The 19,169-nt window shown below is 59.2% G+C and carries 22 protein-coding genes; 11 read left to right on the top strand and 11 right to left on the bottom strand.

What is annotated here, in order from left to right; translation table 11 throughout:
• Positions 1-56: 56 nt before the first annotated feature.
• On the bottom strand, positions 57-236 hold the full coding sequence (locus tag ACR0D7_RS10715; RefSeq protein WP_480679001.1) for a zinc-finger domain-containing protein: 180 nt from the start codon (positions 234-236) through the stop codon (positions 57-59).
• Positions 237-323: 87 nt separating this feature from the next.
• On the opposite strand from ACR0D7_RS10715, the gene ACR0D7_RS10710 reads away from it, so the two are divergent.
• Entirely contained in the window at positions 324-1,313 is a 990-nt protein-coding gene (locus ACR0D7_RS10710) for an ABC transporter ATP-binding protein (RefSeq protein WP_480679124.1), read from the top strand.
• Here ACR0D7_RS10710 and ACR0D7_RS10705 read toward each other — a convergent pair.
• Complete coding sequence (locus ACR0D7_RS10705) at positions 1,310-1,774, bottom strand: DUF1203 domain-containing protein (protein WP_480679000.1); 465 nt, start codon at positions 1,772-1,774, stop codon at positions 1,310-1,312. The two genes, ACR0D7_RS10710 and ACR0D7_RS10705, sit on opposite strands and share 4 nt — an antisense overlap.
• Before the next feature lie 110 nt (positions 1,775-1,884).
• Between ACR0D7_RS10705 and ACR0D7_RS10700 the strand changes: the two genes are divergently transcribed.
• The 3 genes from ACR0D7_RS10700 to ACR0D7_RS10690 all read left to right on the top strand — a co-directional run bounded on the left by ACR0D7_RS10700 (position 1,885) and on the right by ACR0D7_RS10690 (position 6,338).
• Positions 1,885-4,803, top strand: coding sequence for an error-prone DNA polymerase (locus ACR0D7_RS10700; RefSeq protein ID WP_480678999.1), 2,919 nt, complete (start codon positions 1,885-1,887; stop codon positions 4,801-4,803).
• A gap of 48 nt (positions 4,804-4,851) precedes the next feature.
• Positions 4,852-5,265: a group III truncated hemoglobin gene (locus ACR0D7_RS10695; protein WP_480678998.1), complete on the top strand. Its 414-nt coding sequence runs from the start codon at positions 4,852-4,854 to the stop codon at positions 5,263-5,265.
• A gap of 134 nt (positions 5,266-5,399) precedes the next feature.
• Positions 5,400-6,338 (top strand): DMT family transporter, encoded by a 939-nt coding sequence (locus ACR0D7_RS10690; RefSeq protein WP_480678997.1) that lies wholly within the window; start codon positions 5,400-5,402, stop codon positions 6,336-6,338.
• A gap of 47 nt (positions 6,339-6,385) precedes the next feature.
• Here ACR0D7_RS10690 and ACR0D7_RS10685 read toward each other — a convergent pair whose 3' ends face one another.
• Positions 6,386-7,111 (bottom strand): NYN domain-containing protein, encoded by a 726-nt coding sequence (locus ACR0D7_RS10685; RefSeq protein ID WP_480678996.1) that lies wholly within the window; start codon positions 7,109-7,111, stop codon positions 6,386-6,388.
• A 92-nt stretch (positions 7,112-7,203) separates the two neighbouring features.
• Complete coding sequence (locus ACR0D7_RS10680; RefSeq protein WP_170571296.1) at positions 7,204-8,316, bottom strand: S-(hydroxymethyl)glutathione dehydrogenase/class III alcohol dehydrogenase; 1,113 nt, start codon at positions 8,314-8,316, stop codon at positions 7,204-7,206.
• Between the two features lie 129 nt (positions 8,317-8,445).
• Here ACR0D7_RS10680 and ACR0D7_RS10675 point away from each other — a divergent pair, with 129 nt between their 5' ends.
• A complete protein-coding gene (locus tag ACR0D7_RS10675) occupies positions 8,446-8,736 on the top strand; it encodes an I78 family peptidase inhibitor (protein ID WP_480678995.1) in 291 nt (96 codons plus the stop codon).
• Positions 8,737-8,797: 61 nt separating this feature from the next.
• Entirely contained in the window at positions 8,798-10,450 is a 1,653-nt protein-coding gene (locus tag ACR0D7_RS10670) for a DUF6504 family protein (RefSeq protein WP_480678994.1), read from the top strand.
• Between the two features lie 3 nt (positions 10,451-10,453).
• Here ACR0D7_RS10670 and ACR0D7_RS10665 read toward each other — a convergent pair whose 3' ends face one another.
• The gene (locus ACR0D7_RS10665; RefSeq protein ID WP_480678993.1) at positions 10,454-11,179 is read right to left on the bottom strand and encodes an SDR family NAD(P)-dependent oxidoreductase; all 726 of its coding nucleotides are present in this window, start codon (positions 11,177-11,179) and stop codon (positions 10,454-10,456) included.
• 167 nt (positions 11,180-11,346) lie between these two features.
• Here ACR0D7_RS10665 and ACR0D7_RS10660 point away from each other — a divergent pair, with 167 nt between their 5' ends.
• The 5 genes from ACR0D7_RS10660 to ACR0D7_RS10640 are packed head-to-tail and all read left to right on the top strand — an operon-like array spanning position 11,347 to position 15,553.
• Positions 11,347-12,681 (top strand): NAD(P)/FAD-dependent oxidoreductase, encoded by a 1,335-nt coding sequence (locus ACR0D7_RS10660; RefSeq protein WP_480678992.1) that lies wholly within the window; start codon positions 11,347-11,349, stop codon positions 12,679-12,681.
• The gene (locus ACR0D7_RS10655) at positions 12,632-13,177 is read left to right on the top strand and encodes a hypothetical protein (RefSeq protein ID WP_480678991.1); all 546 of its coding nucleotides are present in this window, start codon (positions 12,632-12,634) and stop codon (positions 13,175-13,177) included. The genes ACR0D7_RS10660 and ACR0D7_RS10655 overlap by 50 nt, the downstream gene beginning before the upstream one ends.
• The gene (locus ACR0D7_RS10650) at positions 13,177-14,400 is read left to right on the top strand and encodes an MFS transporter (RefSeq protein WP_480678990.1); all 1,224 of its coding nucleotides are present in this window, start codon (positions 13,177-13,179) and stop codon (positions 14,398-14,400) included. The genes ACR0D7_RS10655 and ACR0D7_RS10650 overlap by 1 nt, the downstream gene beginning before the upstream one ends.
• Complete coding sequence (locus ACR0D7_RS10645) at positions 14,397-15,014, top strand: DUF3833 domain-containing protein (protein ID WP_480678989.1); 618 nt, start codon at positions 14,397-14,399, stop codon at positions 15,012-15,014. The genes ACR0D7_RS10650 and ACR0D7_RS10645 overlap by 4 nt, the downstream gene beginning before the upstream one ends.
• Positions 15,011-15,553, top strand: a complete 543-nt coding sequence (locus tag ACR0D7_RS10640) for a DUF3833 domain-containing protein (protein WP_480678988.1) — start codon at positions 15,011-15,013, stop codon at positions 15,551-15,553. Before ACR0D7_RS10645 ends, ACR0D7_RS10640 begins: the two co-directional genes overlap by 4 nt.
• Positions 15,554-15,577: 24 nt before the next feature.
• On the opposite strand, the gene ACR0D7_RS10635 is transcribed toward ACR0D7_RS10640, so the two are convergent.
• The 6 genes from ACR0D7_RS10635 to ACR0D7_RS10610 all read right to left on the bottom strand — a co-directional run bounded on the left by ACR0D7_RS10635 (position 15,578) and on the right by ACR0D7_RS10610 (position 18,994).
• Complete coding sequence (locus ACR0D7_RS10635; RefSeq protein WP_480678987.1) at positions 15,578-16,735, bottom strand: energy transducer TonB family protein; 1,158 nt, start codon at positions 16,733-16,735, stop codon at positions 15,578-15,580.
• Positions 16,732-17,109, bottom strand: a complete 378-nt coding sequence (locus ACR0D7_RS10630) for an ExbD/TolR family protein (protein WP_480678986.1) — start codon at positions 17,107-17,109, stop codon at positions 16,732-16,734. The genes ACR0D7_RS10635 and ACR0D7_RS10630 overlap by 4 nt, the downstream gene beginning before the upstream one ends.
• Positions 17,106-17,432 (bottom strand): ExbD/TolR family protein, encoded by a 327-nt coding sequence (locus ACR0D7_RS10625; protein WP_480678985.1) that lies wholly within the window; start codon positions 17,430-17,432, stop codon positions 17,106-17,108. Before ACR0D7_RS10625 ends, ACR0D7_RS10630 begins: the two co-directional genes overlap by 4 nt.
• A 31-nt stretch (positions 17,433-17,463) precedes the next feature.
• Complete coding sequence (locus ACR0D7_RS10620; protein ID WP_170571260.1) at positions 17,464-18,129, bottom strand: MotA/TolQ/ExbB proton channel family protein; 666 nt, start codon at positions 18,127-18,129, stop codon at positions 17,464-17,466.
• Complete coding sequence (locus ACR0D7_RS10615) at positions 18,126-18,557, bottom strand: hypothetical protein (protein WP_480678984.1); 432 nt, start codon at positions 18,555-18,557, stop codon at positions 18,126-18,128. The genes ACR0D7_RS10620 and ACR0D7_RS10615 overlap by 4 nt, the downstream gene beginning before the upstream one ends.
• A 77-nt stretch (positions 18,558-18,634) precedes the next feature.
• Positions 18,635-18,994: a hypothetical protein gene (locus ACR0D7_RS10610; protein WP_480678983.1), complete on the bottom strand. Its 360-nt coding sequence runs from the start codon at positions 18,992-18,994 to the stop codon at positions 18,635-18,637.
• Between the last annotated feature and the right edge of the window lie 175 nt (positions 18,995-19,169).

Here is a 19,169-nt window from a genome sequence, read left to right as displayed (position 1 = left end):
AGCCTCAAACTTCATCTTTTCAAAAATACTCAATGTCCGGCGCGGACAACGCACATTCAGGCTTCGGCCTCACGCCCGGCCAGCACGTATTTGCAGTCGCAATAGGGGCATTCGACCCAGCCGGCATCCTCGGGAATCTGAAGCCAAACACGCGGATGGCCCAACGCTCCTTCGCCACCGTCACAGGCGACACGGGCGGTTTCGACGATCTTGGTTTCCGGTGCTTCGATGGTCACGGCTGGCGATCCTTCTTCGGTTGTCGGCCTCGCGGGCATGTATTAGGTGCGTTTATGAGCGATGAGCAAACCGGGGGCAAGGGTCACATGAGCGATGCGGCAATCAGGATCGAAGGGCTTCGCAAGACCTACCGGGGCAGCAAGGGTCAACCTGAAAAGCATGCACTGAAAGGCATTGACCTCTGCGTTCCGCGCGGTTCGGTCTTTGGCCTGCTGGGTCCGAACGGGGCGGGAAAATCAACCCTAATCAACATTCTGGCTGGTTTGGTAGTGAAATCGGCGGGCAACGTGTCGATCTGGGGATTCGATCAGGACCAGAACCCACGCCAGTCCCGCGCCGCGATAGGTGTGATGCCGCAGGAACTGAACCTCGACCCATTCTTCACCCCACGCGGCGCGTTGGAGGTGCAGGCCGGCCTTTACGGCGTGCCAAAGGCGCAGCGCCGCAGCGATGAGATACTCGACCTGGTTGGTCTCAGCGACAAGGCCGAGGCCTATGCCCGCACCCTGTCCGGCGGGATGCGGCGGCGGTTGCTTCTGGCCAAGGCGCTGGTCCATCACCCAAAGATTCTGGTGTTGGACGAACCCACGGCAGGCGTGGATATCGAACTGCGCCAGATGCTCTGGGCCAATGTCCGCAAGCTGAATGAACAGGGCATGACCATCATCCTGACCACCCACTATCTGGAAGAAGCGCAAGAGATGTGCGACGAAATCGCTATCATCAATCATGGCAAAAAGATCGCGCAGGACAGCACCGCCAATCTGCTGGGCCGCATGGACAGCCGGACAATGGTCATCTCGCCCGACAGCCCGGTTGTTGATCTGCCGATAACGGACGGCGTCGAGGCCACCTTGCGCGATGATGGCAATCTGGTGCTGCAATATCACAGCGCCGAGACCAGCGCCGAGCAGGTGCTGGAATCCGTCCGCGCCGCGGGTATTCGCATTCGCGACGTTCGAACCGAGGAAGCCGATCTCGAAGATGTCTTCCTCGCCCTGACGTCGTCTCGCGCGGATGAACCCGCCGAGGATCAGGACCAGCCGCGCCGGGGGATGCACCGGGTCAAGCTCTAGGCGCGATCGATTCGCGCCTGATAGCAATTGTTCCGGGCTGACCGGACATGGATATAGGTCACTTCCGGACGGGCAAAGATATCCCTGACTTTCGCGTCAATCTGGTCCGTGGGCGTGATGAATCCGGTGCCATAAACGATCCGGTCATCCTGTCCGTACCCTTTGATCAGATAGTCTGGGGATGTGGTCAAAATCTCGGGTATTTCGCCGCCTTCATACCGCTGACACGGCTCTGCACATAGAAAAATCGGGCCGGTTTCAGCGTAAGGATGTGTCTCTAAGAAAGGCCGGTGCGCTAAAATCAACATCTCCTCTCCCTCAGGGATGTTTTGCAAACAATGGCGGCATGGGCTGCCTGGCCCAGTGGAAGTTGCGCGCTCGGGCGGCGCGCCGTAAGCATCCGGCCCTCCGGCCTGAAGGGCACGCACTTCGTCGGTTGGCAATGCAGTGATCTTGAACATATCAGGTCTCCGTTTTTCCCGAGCATACTGGGCTGGCCAAACTCAGGCGACCCGTTTCCTGCGTAAAGGACTCGAAAAAGAACAAAACGTGAATATAATACGGAGTCGCCATGTATGCCGAGCTGTCGATCACGTCGAACTTCACCTTCCTCACCGGGGCCTCGCACCCCGAGGAGTATATGGAGCGTGCCGTGACCCTGGGCCTGCCCGCCATCTCCATTGCCGATGACAACTCTGTCGCCGGAATCGTCCGCGCCCACACCCAGGGGCGCGAGATCGCCCGCAAGGTGCGTGAACGGCTGGAGTGGGAGGCGCAGAACACATCCATCGGTCCACCCTGCCCCGATCACATCCCCAAGCCGCCCTCCTATCCGATCCACGCGGTACCACGCCTGATCCCGGCAGCACGGTTGATCTTCACCGACGCGCCCACCGTCACCGCCCTGCCCCTGAACCGACAGGGCTGGGGGAACCTGTGCCGTATCCTGTCGGCGGGCCGCTTGCGCGCCGAAAAGGGCGACTGCATCCTGCACCTGTCCGACCTGCTGGAGTTTTCCGACGGCCTCCACCTGCTGCTCTGGCCACAGGCGACACCGTCTCCGGGCGGCGCGAGCGCATGGCGGACACAGGCGCAACAGTTGGCGCGCCGCTTTGGTGGGCGGATGCATCTGTTGATGCACCCTCGGTATGATGGCGCGGATGGCACATTTTTCTCTTTATTAGAGATTGAATCGCGGCAACTGAACATCCCCACTCTCACCAGCGCCACGCCGCTGATGCATCACGGCGCCCGCCGCAAACTGGCCGACGTCCTGACCGCCATCCGCCTGCGCCGCAAGGTGGATGATCTGGGCCGAGACGCATTGGCCAATGGCGAACAGCGCCTGCGGTCCGAATCTGAGATGCTGCGTATCTTCAAGGGGCATGAGGGCGCCGTTGCCCGCGCCCACGCGCTCAGCGAAGACCTCAGATTTTCACTCGACGAGCTGCGTTATGAATATCCCAGCGAGGGCAGCGAGCAGGAAACCCCAACCGAAAGCCTGCATCGTCTGGCGCATGAGGGGCTGAAATGGCGTTATCCGGCAGGGGCCTCGGAAAAGGCCAAGAAGATGCTGGCCCATGAACTCACCCTGATCGGCAAGCTGAAATACGAGCCCTATTTCCTCACCGTCCGCGACATCGTCAAATTCGCCCGATCCCGCGATATCCTGTGCCAGGGGCGCGGATCTGCGGCTAATTCGGTGGTCTGTTTCTGCCTCGGCATCACCGAGGTCAGCCCTGAACTTGGCACGATGGTTTTCGAACGCTTTGTCTCCGAGGCGCGCGATGAACCGCCTGACATAGACGTCGACTTCGAACACGAACGCCGCGAAGAGGTGATCCAGCACATCTATGACCGCTATGGTCGCCACCGCGCGGGTCTCTGCGCCACCGTGATCCACTATCGCGGTAAACGCGCCATCCGCGAGGTTGGCCGAGCCATGGGCCTGACTGAGGACACCATCTCGGCCCTGTCCTCACAGCTCTGGGGGTTCTTCTCGGCTGCCGGCCTCGAAGCCCAGCGCATGCGTGAAATCGGCCTCGACCCCGAGGATCGACGCCTGAAACAGACTCTAATGCTGGTCTATGAGATCGACGGCTTCCCCCGGCATCTGTCTCAGCATGTCGGCGGCTTCATCATCACCGAGGGGCGTTTGGACGAGCTTGTCCCCATTGAAAACGCCACGATGGAGGACCGTACGGTCATCTGCTGGGACAAGGACGATATCGACTCTCTGGGCATCCTCAAGGTCGATGTCCTCAGCCTTGGGATGTTGACCTGCATCCGCAAGGCGTTCGACCTGATCGGCCAGCACCACCAGACCAGCTATACGCTGGCCACCCTGCCGCCTGAGGACCCGGTGGTCTATGACATGCTGTGCAAGGCGGACAGTGTCGGTGTATTCCAGGTGGAATCACGGGCGCAGATGAACTTCCTGCCCCGCATGCGGCCCCGCAATTTCTATGATCTGGTGATCGAGGTCGCCATCATCCGCCCCGGCCCCATTCAGGGCGACATGGTCCACCCCTATATCCGCCGCCGGAACGGAGAGGAGGAGGTCAGCTTCCCCTCGGACGCGCTGGGTGAGGTATTGGGAAAAACGCTAGGCGTACCCCTGTTTCAGGAACAGGCCATGCAGATCGCCATCGTCGGCGCGGGATTTACTCCGGAACAAGCCGACCGGCTGCGGCGGTCGCTCGCGACCTTCAAGAAGCACGGCAATGTCAGCGAATTCCGCGCCCTGTTCCTGCGCGGCATGAAGCGCAACGGATATGAGGGTGACTTTGCCGAGCGCTGTTTTTCGCAGATCGAGGGGTTTGGCTCCTACGGTTTCCCCGAAAGCCACGCGGCCAGCTTTGCGCTGTTGGTCTATGCCTCGGCCTGGATCAAATGCCACCATCCCGGCATCTTTGCCTGCGCCCTGCTGAACTCGCAGCCGATGGGCTTCTACGCCCCCGCCCAGATCGTGCGCGATGCGCGCGAACATGGGGTTCAGGTGCGCCCGGTCTGCATCAATGCCAGCTTCTGGGACAATGTGATGGAACCTGATGGTCACGGTGGGCTGGCCCTGCGGCTGGGGTTCCGCCAGATCAAGGGCCTCAGCGAGGAAGATGCCAGCTGGCTCACCGCCGCACGCGGCAATGGCTACCATCAGGTCGACGATGTCTGGCGCCGGGCGGGGCTGGGACCGTCGGTGATCGAACGGCTGGCCGAGGCCGATGCTTTCGCCGCCTGCGACCTGACCCGGCGCGAGGCGCTGTGGCAGGCCAAGGCGATTGCGACCGCGAAACCGCTGCCGCTGTTCTCGCAGGATCTGGAGGGCGAGGCACTGGATGAACCCGAAGCTTATCTTCCGCAGATGACATTGGGTGAGCAGGTGGTTGAGGATTACGTGGCCACCCGCCTCAGCCTCAAGGCGCATCCGGTGGCCTTACTGCGGCATCTTCTGACGCCCGGGTCGCGCGACAAAACCACGCCTGTTACCTGACGCCACAACCGGATATTAGCCCAAAACAGAGTCGAAATCGGTGCCCTCATGACCAGACCCACCCTGCCGCCGCGCTTTCCAGCGACACCGGATCAGATCAACGCACAGGTCCGCGCCTTTTACGCGCGGGTGCGCGAGGACACGGTGCTGGGACCGGTCTTCAACAATCATGTCACCGACTGGCCTGCGCATGAGGAGAAGATCGCCGCCTTCTGGCGCAACGCCATCCTGTTTGAGCGCAGCTATGACGGCAATCCGCAGCGCGTGCATATCGAGCGGCCCGAAGTGAAAACCGAAATGTTCGCCCACTGGCTGGACCTGTTCGAAGAAGTCGCCACCCAGACACTGCCCCCAGAAACCGCCACGCCGTGGGTCGCACTGGCCCGGCGCATCGGTGTGGGGATGAAGGCCGGTGTTCAATCGGCGCGCCAGCCAAAGGATGCTCCGCCGATCCTGAGTTGACCCCACAACATAGCGGCTTTGCAATGTTAGCGGTAAAATAGGGGCTATGCGGGCTGGCCAAATCGGTTTACTCAGAGGCAAGACAGCCCCTTTGCGCTGCCCCCTCACACCGACACATCACCCGAGGCCAACCCATGAGCACTCAGAACACCACCCTTCGGGGCCTTGGCTATGCATTTCTGGGCTTTGCGGTCTTTGCCAGCCATGACGCGCTGATCAAGGTGTTGGGCGGCACCTATTCGGTGATGCAGATCATCTTTTTCGCCACGCTGTTTTCCTTTGTGCCGATGGCGGTGACGATCCTGACTGATCGAACCACCGGGAACTTCCTGCCGCATCACCCGTGGCTGGTATTGCTACGCTCGGCGCTAATGGTTTTGGCCATGGTCTGCGCCTTCTACGCTTTCTCGGTTCTCCCGCTGGCCGAAGTCTATTCACTACTGTTTTCCTTCCCGCTGATCGTCACGGTCCTGTCGATCCCGATTCTGGGTGAAGTCGTCCGCGCTCAGCGCTGGGCAGCCGTTGGCGTTGGCCTGATCGGCGTTCTGATCGTTCTGCGCCCCGGAGCAACAGATATCACGCTGGGCCACCTTGCCGCCCTGACGGCAGCGTTTTGCAGCGCCTTTGCGTCTGTTCTGGTCCGCAAGATCGGGAATGAAGAACGTTCGGCCGTACTGATCCTCTATCCGATGTTGCTGGCCATCCTGGTCATGAGCTTGCTGCAACCCGCCGTGTACCAGCCACCCTCACTGCTGCATCTGGCGATGATGGCTCTGGTCGGCGTGTTCTCGGTCATCGCCCAACACCTGATCATCCTGGCCTATCGCGCAGCCCCCGCCGGGGTGGTCGCCCCCAGCCAGTACAGCCAAATTATCTGGGCCACGCTGTTCGGAATGATCTTCTTTGGCGAAACGCCTGATATCTGGGTTGCGGTCGGGGCCAGCATCATCATCGCATCCGGTGTGTTCGTGGTCTGGCGCGAGAGCCGGGCCAATACTTCGTCGGTCAATACTCCGGTTCTGCGAGTCCGGTCTCCGCGATCGGACACCGGCGCTACACGGCCTGGGAAATAGTTCGAGGCCCAGATGAACTATCATCTGGATTTACAAACTTGAGTTTCTCAACGGGCTTTTATCCTAATTTTGTAACCCCCGTTTGCTCCCTTCTCTTCGAATTTTCCTGTTGCACGCACCAATTCACTCAGCTTTGCGAAACCGTAAGATCGGGGATCAAAGTCGGTGTATATCTTACTCAACTGGCTCCCCACTTGTCCTAATCCGACCCAACCTTCCGGCACATCAGTGCTTAGAACAATATTGCGAATGAGCTGAAAAGCGTGGTTTAGCTCTTGTTTCCCCGTTGGTATTTTGATCTCCTTGGATTGCGGCGCATCGCCTTCGAACTTTTCGATATTCTCAATATAAATAAACCTGTTGCAGGCAGCGACGAAGGCTTTGGGTGTCTTCCGCTCTCCAATTCCGTATACATCCAGACCCTGCTCTCGAATGCGGCTGGCGAGACGCGTAAAGTCACTGTCCGATGAAACCAGGACAAATCCCCCAAAACGGCCTGAATGCAGAATATCCATCGCATCAATGACCAGCGCAATGTCGCTGGAATTCTTCTTGGCTGTATTCGCAAATTGCTGATGGGGAACGATGGCGTATTCGGCCAAAGACTGGACGTTCCACCCCTGCGGCGAACCGTTGGAGAAATCTCCGTAAATTCTTCTTAGGCCTGCCTCGCCCAAAGTGGCGATTTCTTCGAAAATCTCTGAAGCGTGTTTCGCGGGTACATTGTCCGCATCAATCAGAACCGCAAGGCGGTCCGCTGTTTTCGTCGTCACGAAAATCCCTCAACTCAATATTATTCTCAGAAACGAATGTAAGAACGAAAAAGGGCGAGCAAAAGCCCGCCCTCTGAATTTAATTTTATTTATCAGTAGACTACAACCGACCGAATGCTTTCGCCCTTATGCATGAGGTCGAAGCCGTGGTTGATATCGTCCAGACCCATGGTGTGGGTGATCATCGGGTCGATCTCGATCTTCCCTTCCATGTACCAATCGACGATCTTGGGCACGTCAGTCCGCCCCCGAGCGCCACCGAACGCAGTACCACGCCAAGACCGGCCTGTGACCAGTTGGAACGGACGGGTCGAGATTTCAGCGCCGGCAGGTGCCACGCCGATGATAATCGACTCACCCCAGCCCTTATGCGCCGATTCCAGCGCGTCGCGCATCACGCCAACATTGCCGGTGGCATCAAAGGTATAGTCCGCACCGCCCTTGGTCAGATCGACCAGATAGGGAACCAAATCGCCTTCGACCTCTTTGGGGTTCACGAAATCAGTCATACCAAATTTCGTGGCCATCTCGACCTTGGCAGGGTTCAGGTCGACGCCGACGATCTGATCGGCCCCGGCCAGACGCAGGCCCTGAATCACGTTCAGGCCGATGCCGCCCAGACCGAATACAATGGCGCGGCTGCCGATTTCCACCTTGGCGGTGTTGATCACCGCACCGATGCCGGTTGTGACACCGCAGCCGATGTAACAGATCTTGTCGAACGGTGCGTCCTCACGCACTTTGGCCAGCGCGATTTCCGGCAGAACCGTGTGGTTCGAAAAGGTCGAACAGCCCATGTAATGCAGGATCGGATCTCCATCCAGCGTCGAAAAGCGAGAGGTCCCGTCAGGCATCAGACCCTGACCCTGCGTCGAGCGGATCGCCTGGCACAGGTTGGTCTTGGGGTGCAGACAGTACTCACACTCACGGCATTCCGGAGTGTAAAGCGGGATCACGTGATCGCCGGGCTTCAGGCTGGTTACGCCCGGGCCGACCTCAACTACGACGCCTGCACCTTCATGGCCCAGAATCGCGGGAAACAAGCCCTCGGGATCTGCACCCGACAGGGTGAATTCGTCGGTGTGGCAGATACCGGTGGCTTTGATTTCCACCAGAACCTCGCCCGCCTTGGGGCCTTCGAGGTTCACATCCATCACTTCCAAAGGTTTGCCCGCCTGAATGGCGACGGCGGCACGGGTACGCATATCTTTGTCTCCCTGTCTTCTTTGACCTGACCCTGCGTCAATCGCGGGGCGTTTTCAACTGCGCTTTAGTGACAGATTGGCTAATGTTTTGATATTGCAGAAACGACATTGCCCCAAAGAGGAACGCCAATGCGCGGTTTTATCCCGATCCTGATCCTGCTGAGCGCCTGCGCCGAGACATCTCCCGCGCCGGAAGACGCCCGCCTTGCGCCTGAGAACGCACCGGTCGATCTGGCCTTTTGTGAGGGGGAACCCTTTGCCGATTCCATTGGTCAGCCGGTCTCAACCATTCAAGCTGCGCTGCCCGAACGTTCGCGCGTGCTGGGGCCGGATGATTTGGCCACACAAGATTACCGGATCGACCGTTTAAACGTGTTCGTCAACGGAACCGGGATCATTCAGCGTCTGAGCTGCGGGTAAGCGTGGACTCAGGGCATGATTCTACGGTAAGAACAAAATGGGAACATTTTGATGTCTGCCGATGCCCAAACGCCGAATACTCTCACTGTGGTTCCCCCGTCTGGGGGCTGAACGGCTGGTCCGCGCCGCGCGGGGCCTGCAGGATGGGCCTTTGGCCGTGGTGGCGGAACAGTCGAACATGCAGGTGATCACCTCGCTTAATACTGAGGCCCACGCTGCCGGTCTGCACGTGGGCCAGCCAGTGCGTGACGCCCATGCCATGTGCGCCAGCCTTGTGACGCGCCCCCGCAACGCTCCGGCCGAGGCTGTATTTCTGACCGCGCTGCGCCGCTGGGCGGGCAAGTTCAGCCCGTGGGTGGCCGAAGAGGCTCCGGACGGGCTGATCGTCGACCTGTCAGGTTGCGCCCATCTGTTTGGCGGAGAGGAGGCGTTGCTGAACGTTCTTGAAACCGACTGCGCGGATATGGGCCTCAGCGTACAGATGGGCATCGCCGATACGTTGGGCGCGGCCTGGGCGCTGGCGCGCTATGCCGGGCAAGAGGCCACATCCGACCGCAACGGCGATGCCATCAGTCAGGAGGCTCGCGCCACCCGCGCCCGCGCGGGTAAACGGCGACACTGGACCAAAGGCGGGGCCGCGCCACAGGTGATGGCCTTGGGCGGCGGTGCCCGGGTCGCGGCACCGGGGCAATCCTATGGCGCGCTCAGCCCGCTGCCCATTGCGGCGCTGCGGCTAGAGGATCAGGTGGTCGCGCAGTTGAACCGACTGGGCCTGCGCCGGGTCGGCGATCTGCTGGGCCAGCCGCGCGCCAGTTTGGCACGGCGGTTCGGGCGGGGGCTGGTGCTGCGGCTGGATCAGGCGATGGGCAGCGCACCCGAGCCGGTCTCGCCCGCCCGCCCGCCGCATCACTTTGCGGTGCGGATGACCATGCCCAACCCGATCGGCCTAGTCGAAGACGTGATGGCCGCCATCGACCGGGTGCTACCGACGCTCTGCGCCAAGCTGGAAGAGAAAGGTCGCGGCGTTCGCACCCTGCGGCTCGAGGCGCATCGCGCCGATCAGGCCGCCGAGATCATCGAGGTCGGCCTAGCCCGCCCGACCTTTGACAAACACCGCATTCGTCCTTTGTTAGAAATGAAAATTGACAAGATCGACGCGGGTTATGGCATCGACATGCTGCGACTGGAGGCGATCCAGACCGAGCCCATTCACGCCCGCACCGTGGCCGGCCATGTCGAGGCCCGCCGCGTCGCCCGTGAGCGGCTGGAGGGCAATACAGGCGTGGATGATCTGATCGGCAAACTGGGTGCGCGGGTGGGGTTGGAGGCGATCACAAGGCGGCATCCTGCGGCCTCACATATTCCCGAGAAAACCGCGCAGACGCTGGCGGCGGCGTGGTCCGAGCCGGCGCACGACTGGCCTGCGCCTCCGCGCCCGCGCCCCTTGCAGATGTGGCAACCTGAACCGGTGATGGCGCCCGAAATCCCGGACGTGCCCAGCGCCTTTCGCTGGCGCGGACGTGACTGGCAACTGGCGCAGGCGACCGGCCCGGAACGCATCGCGCCGGAATGGTGGCTGGACGACCCCAACTGGCGTAGCGGCGTGCGCGATTACTGGGTGGTGGTGACCGAACAGGGGGAACGACTGTGGCTGTTTTACGGCCATGGCGGTACCATGTCGGCGGGTTGGTTTTGTCAGGGGCAGTTTGGTTAGAGTCTATTTCCCACGATACACCAAAAAATCTGGAAGATAGTCCAGCAACCGGATCACCCAGGAAAAAGGCGCAGGGAAATCAGTACGGAACCGGCGGCGCGACATCGCCTTGACCACCCGATCCGCCGCGTCCTCGGGCGTCATCAGCATGGGCATCTTGAAACTGTTCTTCTCGGTCAGACGGGTCTTGATGAACCCCGGATTGACGATACGCACCGTCACTCCGGTATCCTTCAGGTCGAACCGCATGGTTTCCGCCAGTGAAACCAACGCCGCCTTGCTGGACGCATACCCCACCGCTGCTGGCAGTCCACGATAACCGGACAGAGATCCGATCAGCGTGATATCCCCCCGGCCCTCACGGACAAAGCCCGGTACCGTTTTGCCCAGAACCCGCAGCGCGCCGGTATAGTTCACGTCGGCCATTGCCAAAACGGCCTCGGTATCCCAATCCCCCGTACGCATCGGCTCATAGGCCCCGGCGTTGTAAACAAGCCCATCGACATCTCCGGCCTCAACCGCAGCACGGCGCACCGAGTCCAGATCGGTCACATCACAAGGCACAGCCTGAGCGTTGGGCAGCGTGGCACATATATCGGCCAAGCGGTCGGCATTGCGGGCAGACAGGATCAGATACGCGCCCTGACGGCTTAGCGCCTCGGCCAACGCCCGGCCCAGCCCTTCGCTGGCACCGATGATCCAGTAGGTTTTTCCCTCAAATCTGCTCATGCCCCGGCCATTCCAGTTGTGATGCGGGTTTTACGACCGAAGCACATGGCTGGATCACATCTCCAGACGCCACAACATAGATCACTTGCGAAAAAATTCTAATTCGATTGATCCACCCCCGCATCTGCTGCGTATCCTATTGTAAAATGTCGTATAAAGAGGATGGCATGTTCGACGAAACCCGAGGCGTACGCAAGAAAATCGCAGTAGTAGGTGCAGGAATCTCAGGTCTGTCGGCTGCTTATTATCTTTCCGAAACAAACGATGTGACTGTGTTTGAGGCCGAACCCCGGTTGGGTGGGCACGCTCGAACCGTGATGGCCGGCAAGAACGGGGATCAGCCGGTCGACACAGGCTTTATCGTCTTCAACTATGTCACCTACCCCTATCTGACGCGGCTGTTCGACGAGTTGAACGTGCCAGTCACGAAATCCGAGATGAGTTTTGGTGCAACCATCGACGATGGCCGCATCGAATACGGGTTGAACAACCTGCGCACGCTGACGGCGCAGAAACGCAACCTCGCCCGGCCTGCCTATTACAAGATGATCGCCGATATCCTGCGGTTCAGCAAAGAAGCCCCCGAGGCTGCGCAGGACGACGACACAACAATAGGGGAACTGGTCGATCAGCTCCGCCTTGGCTACTGGTTTCGCCATAACTACCTAATGCCCATGTGCGGCGCGATCTGGTCCACGCCTGTCGAGTTCGTGGATCAATTCCCGGCCCGCTCTTTGGTGCAGTTCTTCCGCAACCACGCCTTGCTGGCCAGTGGTCGCGCCAATCAGCACCAGTGGTACACGGTCAAAGGCGGCAGTATCGAATATGTCCGCCGCATCGACGCCGCCTTGCGCGCCCGTGGTAGCGAAATTCGGCTGGGCTCACCCGTCGATCACATCCAACGCAATGAAGCAGGCATAACCCTCCACAGTCAGGGTCAGGCAGATCAGTTTGATGAGATCATTCTGGCCACCCATTCCGATCAATCGCTTGCAATACTCAGTGAATCAGCCACAGATGCCGAAAAGTCAGTATTAGGGTCTATTCGATACCACCCCAATACCGCCGTCCTGCATTGTGACCCAAGCCAGATGCCCCGGCGTCGGGCCTGCTGGTCCAGTTGGACATATCGCTCGCAGGCGGGAAATGTTGGGGTTACCTATTGGATGAACCGGCTTCAGAACATTCCGGACAACGACCCGTTGTTCGTGACACTGAACGCATCATCAGAAATTCCCGCGGACAAAATCTATGATCAGGTCGAGTTTGCCCACCCGGTCTTCGACAAGGCGGCCCTGAAAGCACAAGGGCAAATCCGCGAGATGCAGGGACAGAACCGCACTTGGTTTGCTGGTGCGTACAACCGGCATGGCTTTCACGAAGACGGGATTGCCAGCGCGATGCATGTCGTCGAGCGCCTGAACGGTACCCCGCACACGAACGGAGCTGACAATGGCTTTCTTGAAAAAGACCCGACCATCCCTGCCCCGGCCGATATTTAACCCTCTTCGCGCGGCATGTTTGTCGCTTGCCCTGCTGACCCCGTCCGGGTTGGTAGCGTCTTCCGGGCTGAACACGCTTGACGACGCGCAGCTGCGCGGCACTGCGACATTCCGATATCTGGGCTTCCCGCTATACGATGCGCGATTGTTCACCTCAGGTGGCACGGCTTTCAGCTGGTCACAGGATTTCGGGTTGGAACTGAAATATCGCCGCAACCTGACTCAAAAGGCGCTGGTTAACTCGACATTGGACGAGATGGCGCGCATTGGCCGCCTGGCCCCGGTGCGAGATCAGCTTCAAACCTGTTTCAAATCGGTCAAGAAAGGGGATCGCTATCTGGCGGTATCGGACGGGCCGAACGCCATCTCATTCTGGCTGAACGGACGCAAGACCTGCACGATTACATACCCAGGTATCAAACGTAGCTTCATGTCGGTTTTTCTTGGTGAAAACACCCGCTCCGCGACCTTCACTCAGAAACTGCGCGGGCAGTAATGCTGTACCCGAGGGTCAGCCTCTATGCTCTGATGCTCGCTGCGGCGGGAATTCCTCTTTACATCCACCTGCCGCGCTTTGCCGCCGTCAATCTGGGCATCGGGTTGGGGGTGATCGGTACCGTTTTGCTTGTCATTCGCATTGTTGATTTGGTGCAGGACCCGCTGATTGGCTGGGCCATCGATCGCTGGCCACAAGCGCAAATGCTGTTCGCTGCTGCGGCTGCGCTAGGGCTGGCAGTTGGGTTTCCCTTACTGTTTGGTCTGCCCGAAGACATCAGTATCCTCGTATTAGTGTCTATCTTGATACTTTTGTTTTCCGCCTACAGCCTTGGCACCATCTTGCTCTACGGCCGCAGTGCGACTTTGGCGACAAAACCCGAGGCGAAAGAATTGATGACTCTAGCCGCGTGGCGTGAAGGCGGGCAACTGACCGGGGTGGTCGTCGCCGCCAGCGCCCCTGCTCTGTTCGTGGCTTCTGGGGCGAGCGCGCAGGGCTATCCGGCATTCGGCCTGTTTCTGGGGTTGCTCGCCTTCCTGACCTTGATCCTGACCCTGCCCATGTGGCGGCGCGCGCCAATAACCGGTGAGGGCCTGTCTGTTGCCGGGTTGGGTCAGGCTGGTGCTCTCCGCCTACTTTTGTTGGCACTGGTCAACAGCTTACCTGTGTCGATCACCTCGACCCTGTTTCTGTTCTTTGTCGAAGATCGTCTGCAATTGCCTGGAAAAGCCGGGCCGCTGTTGATCCTGTTTTTCCTCAGTGCAGGGGCTACAGTGCCGCTTTGGGCCAAGCTCAGCAATCGAATTGGCCCGAAACAGACTCTGATCATTGCCATGCCATTGTCGATTGCGGGCTTTATTGGTGCTGCCATGTTGTCGGCTGGAAACCTGACCGGCTTCGCCCTGATCTGCCTAACCTCAGGCGCGGCGCTGGGCGCGGATATGGTGGTGCTGCCTGCCATGTTTTCTGTCGTGCTGACACGCGCGGGGCTCAATGCTTCGGCAGCATTCGGCATTTGGTCCTTTGCAGGCAAGCTGGGCCTCGCTCTTGCTGCTTTTTTCACACTGCCGCTGCTGGAACGCAGTGGGTTCTCACCGGGGCAACCCAATTCGACGGAAGCATTGAGGACTCTCACCCTCGCCTATGCCGTACTGCCCTGCATCCTGAAACTCGGCGCGTTCGGGCTGGTACTGACGCTGCCTACGGAGGCCTCAGCCAAATGACTGTCGTTGCTATCCTTCTTCTTGCCATCCTCGCCCTAGTCATCGCTCAGCGCCAATTTCTGAGTTTCCGGTCGCAAGCGCCATCGGACTACACCGGCACCGGGCCTGCGTTCAACATTAAGGAAAAACTGAACGGAGAGATTTTATCCGAAGGGCTGATTTATGGCCCTAATGGCAAGATGTCGAACAGCTTTGTTGCCCGCATGGTCGGCGAATGGGAGGGCAATACCGGCACGCTGGCCGAGTATTTCACCTATTCCAACGGCAAGCAGATGACCCGCAAATGGTATCTGACGCTGGGCACCGGCAACACCTTCACCGCCACGGCTGATGATATCGTCGGCGAAGGCAAAGGCACCATCTCAGGCTCGACCGTCAAGCTAACTTACCGCATCATCCTGCCCGAGGACGCGGGCGGGCACACATTGGATGTTACCGACTGGATGTATCTGGCTGAAAACGGCGTGATCATGAACCGGTCCGAGATGCGAAAATTCGGCATCAAGGTCGCGGAACTCGTCGCCACTATGCGCCCGGCGCCAGTAGTAAACGCCTCTCATGTCAGCGGTTCAAACGGCTATGACTCAGCGGCCGAGACGAGGACATTGCAATGAACGCCCGCCGTGTTCTGATCTGGGCGCTTGCCATCATGGGGCTGGCCATGTTGGCGGCCTGTTCCGCAAAACCGCGTGTGCCCAAGAGCTTTCTGTCTGACAGGCAACTGAACCTTGAAGAGTTCTTTGAGGGCAGGACTGTTGCCTACGGTCAATTTCAAGACGTGTTGGGGAATATTCCCCGTCGCTTTACCGTCGATATCGAGGGCACATGGGACGGTAAAACCCTGACCCTAGTCGAAGATTTCACCTATGACGACGGCGCTACGGAACAACGCATCTGGACTCTGGCCAAAACGGGCGAGGATACATGGAGCGGAACCGCGCCCGGCGTTCTGGGCTCTGCCAGCGGGGTCGAGCGTGGTGATACGTTCAACTGGAAATACAAGATCGACATGCCTGTGAAGGACGGCACGATGCGGGTTAATTTTGATGACTGGATGTGGTTGCTGAGCGATGACCGCCTACTGAACCGTGCCTATGTCTCACGCTATGGCGTCCGGTTGGGTGAAGTTATTCTGTTTTTTGAGAAGCGATGAGAGATACGGCAACGCAGGGCGATCTCAGTTGCTGGAATAGACAAAAGACAGCTTGCGGCTGACCCCTCCGGGCGGTTTCGGGAAGGGAGACGCCGCACGGACCTGAGCCTTGGCCGCGCGCTCGACATCAGGAGTTCCATTGCTATCCACCACATCGACCCAGGCCAGGGTACCATCCGGATTGATCTCAAAAAACACCTTCGCAAATCCTCGCGCGGCCGTGTAGACGATCGGCGCGCGGTTCAAGTGGACAAGAACGCGCCCGGCATAGTTGGTCCGGTCCGAGTTTCCGGGGTTTCGCCCGCCCGAACGCGTACCACTGTCACCCGAGGTGAAAGCATCGACGCCCCTGCGCCTATAAGTCGTCAACGGCGACTCGATCTCGCGGGTCGGAAATCGCAAAGCGCTGAAATCCCGCGCCCCGTTCAACGTGCCTTGCGGTTCAGGTTGTGGGCGTCGATCCGGCAACTTAGGCCGGATCGAAGATGTCACCGCCTGTTCCGAGCTCTCACTGCTATCTTCGTTATCCGCCACTTGTTCACTCTCGGCGGGAATATCGGCCTCAACCACCTCGCTTTCGGATGGAATAACCGGAACAACTGACGGAACAGGCTCTTCGGCTGGCACGGGCAGCGCGGCTAGTTCCTCAGTCTCGGCTGGTTCGGGCGCAGCAGGGGTTTCATCAACCGGCTCTGTCGCATCGGGGTTGCCTTCGGGCGCCTCAACAACCTCGGCCGTTTCGGTGGGCGGGGTCTCATCCGCGTCGTCACTGGCGTTTGCGTCACCATCGGTGGTGTCTTCGGTCTCGGGCGCTTCGGCCTCAACGGGTTCGGGCGCGACCGGTTGCAAGATTTCGGACGTACCTGTATCGGGCGCGAAAGTCCGCTTTGGGTCGTCCGAGGCCACATGCACCTCACTGGTCGGAATCTCCGCTGGTTCCGGTGCCGGTTCGGGCGATTCCTCAGCCGGTGGTTCCGGTGCCGCCTCGGGCTCGGGTTCAACCGGCTCTGCAACGGAGTCGACCAGATCTTCGAAACTGTTGCTCAGTTCGACCGCATCCGATGTGCCCGTCTGACTGGGTTGCTCGGCCAATCGCGGCGCGGTCAAGCTCAACCCCATCAGGTGCAAGAGCAAGGACAGCAGCACGGCAAGAACCGCGATGACGACCGAACCCCGGATCATTCCAGCGCCTTTTCGGTCACGACAAATACTGACTGCGCGCCCAGACGGCGCAGCTGTCCGGTTACTTCGATCAACCGCGCGCCCGACACTTCGCGATCGGGTACGATACGTACCGCCCCCGGCTCTCGCCCGTTCATATAGGTTTCCGGATCCATCGGCGCACCGCGAAAACTGAGTGTACCGTCCTGATGCAACACCAATGCGTCGGGCGGCTCGCGCCCATCCAGCTCGGACGTGTCGACCAAATTCAGATCGGGGTCCAATGGCGCGGCCACCGTGCCAGCAATCAGAAAGAAGATCAGCATCAGGAACACGACATTGATCAGTGCAATGGTCGAGTCGCGTTTGCGGCGAGGGCGGCTGACACGGATCATTCCAGCACCAATACGCTGAGACCCTCACGCCCCCGCAGCATCACCAGCAGATCTACCAATCGCTGCGCCGTTGTATCGGGATCAAGGGTGATCAACACCTGTCCGGTTTTCACCTGTTCTGCCAATTCCTCCAGCGTGATCGCCGCGCCATTCAAAACCAAACGATCCGCCCCCAACTGAACAAAGGAGCGATCTTGCGGCGCGTCCGAAGGTGCGCCTCCGGCTGTGGCGTTGCTCAGCTCGATCTCACCGTATTTCGAGAAGGTCGAGGTCAGCATGAAAAACAGCAACAGCAGAAAGATCACGTCGATGAGCGGTGTCATCGCCAGTGGTCGTCTGACAAAGGGTGCCCGATTACGCATGTCCGGGCGTGGCCGCCATGGTCTGTGCATCCTCGGCCAAGGGTATCGCCTGCCCCGGTACAAGAACGGTGCGCAGCGCCTTGTCAGCAAACACCCGTTCACGCGCCGTGCGGCTTTCGAACCAAGACAACACCATCGAGGTCGGCATCGCCACCGCCAGACCCACAGCCGTGGTCACAAGCGCCACCCAAATGCCGCCCGCCAGTAACGATGGATCAACCGACGACCCGGCCGATTGCAGGCTGCGGAAGGCTTCGATCATGCCCAGAACCGTTCCGAACAGACCCAGCAGAGGTGCCAACTGCGCCACGGTATCCAACAGTCGAAACCCTCGTTCGAGCCCGGCCAGCGCCAATCCGGCTTCGGCGTCCAATCTTTGATCCAGACCGGGCGCATCCGGTGCGTCCATTGCCACCCCCACCAGTGGCGCGAGATAGCTATGACTTTTCGCCAACCGTGCGCGGGCCTCTTGTTTGTTACCCGCATCCCAAGCCTCTAACGCCTGTGACAGCACCCGGTGCCGTCCTACACCTGAAACGGCGAACTGCCAGAGCTTGTACAGCGCCACAGCCAGTGTCACCACGGACATGGCGATCAGGATGGCCACGACCGGCCCGCCAAGGGCCAAGATCTCACGGAGTGCATCAAGAAAACTCATCCCAAAAGCTCCACTTCTGTCCGGCTGCGCAGGGTTGGTGTCTGATCGCATATATTGCTTTCGGACCCGTCGACAATACAGCTGCTCACACCATTGATCAGAACACGCCCCAAGTTGTCACAAGTGATGTTTCGGACATCGAACTGACGCACCCGAGGGCGTCCGGCGGGCAATTCCCGAAACCCGAAAAGGGTAAGGCGCTCAAAAACACCAGCAGCATCAAATATCACCACTTGATAGCTGGCGGCGTCAATCGAAGTTTGTGTTTCGTTTTCAACCAGAAAGGTCAGCCGACAGGCACCTTCGACGTCCTGAACTGCATTCAACTCGACCATCAATCCGGGCGCGGCTTCGTTATCAGACTGAGCCTGAGCCGAGATAGGCAACGCACAGAGGATGGCGACAATGGCCGAACGGTGAAACTTCATGATTGCGCTCCTATTTGCCATCTACAGACTTCCCAAGTGCCAATACTTGGAAGCAGAACTTAAATTTTCAGCGGTGCTCACTCTATAGTGAGGTAACAGCCCTCGGGAGATGTCCAAACCACTCTCTTCGCCACTTCGCCTAAATAGAAAACTATCAGATGCCTTTCGGAACCGACGTCTCTAATTTCAAAAAAATCGCATCTGGCTGGGCGGATGGTTGCCTTTTCGGTTTCTTTGGGAGGCCCAAGAATCTCTAGAACTTCAGCCCTCGTCATACCGGCAGAAACAGGCTTTTCAGGTATCGATGTGGGCTCGGTTAATGCGACAATACCTAAACTAGATTCTATTTGTGCCTGAGAACTCTCACCGTGGCATCCTGCCATTGCAATCAACGCAGGTAGAAGCAAAAGCACAATTATTGCTCTAGTATCAGCCAACTCTTTGCTCCCAGTTGTTCAAGGCAGACGGGGCTCTAACGACGTCATCCTGTCTTATCCAAGACTGTTAAGCCACGAAAGAGTTGCCGACATCATTGTGATAAAAGGCGATCTTCAGCCCGTTCAACCCTGCTACCTGCGCGACGGGACCATCAAACTGTAGTCGATCCGCGCC

This window comes from Ruegeria sp. BB7, assembly GCF_056539365.1.
The sequence above is the reverse complement of the archived record's forward strand: the minus strand, read 5'-3'. Positions and strand labels throughout refer to the sequence as shown.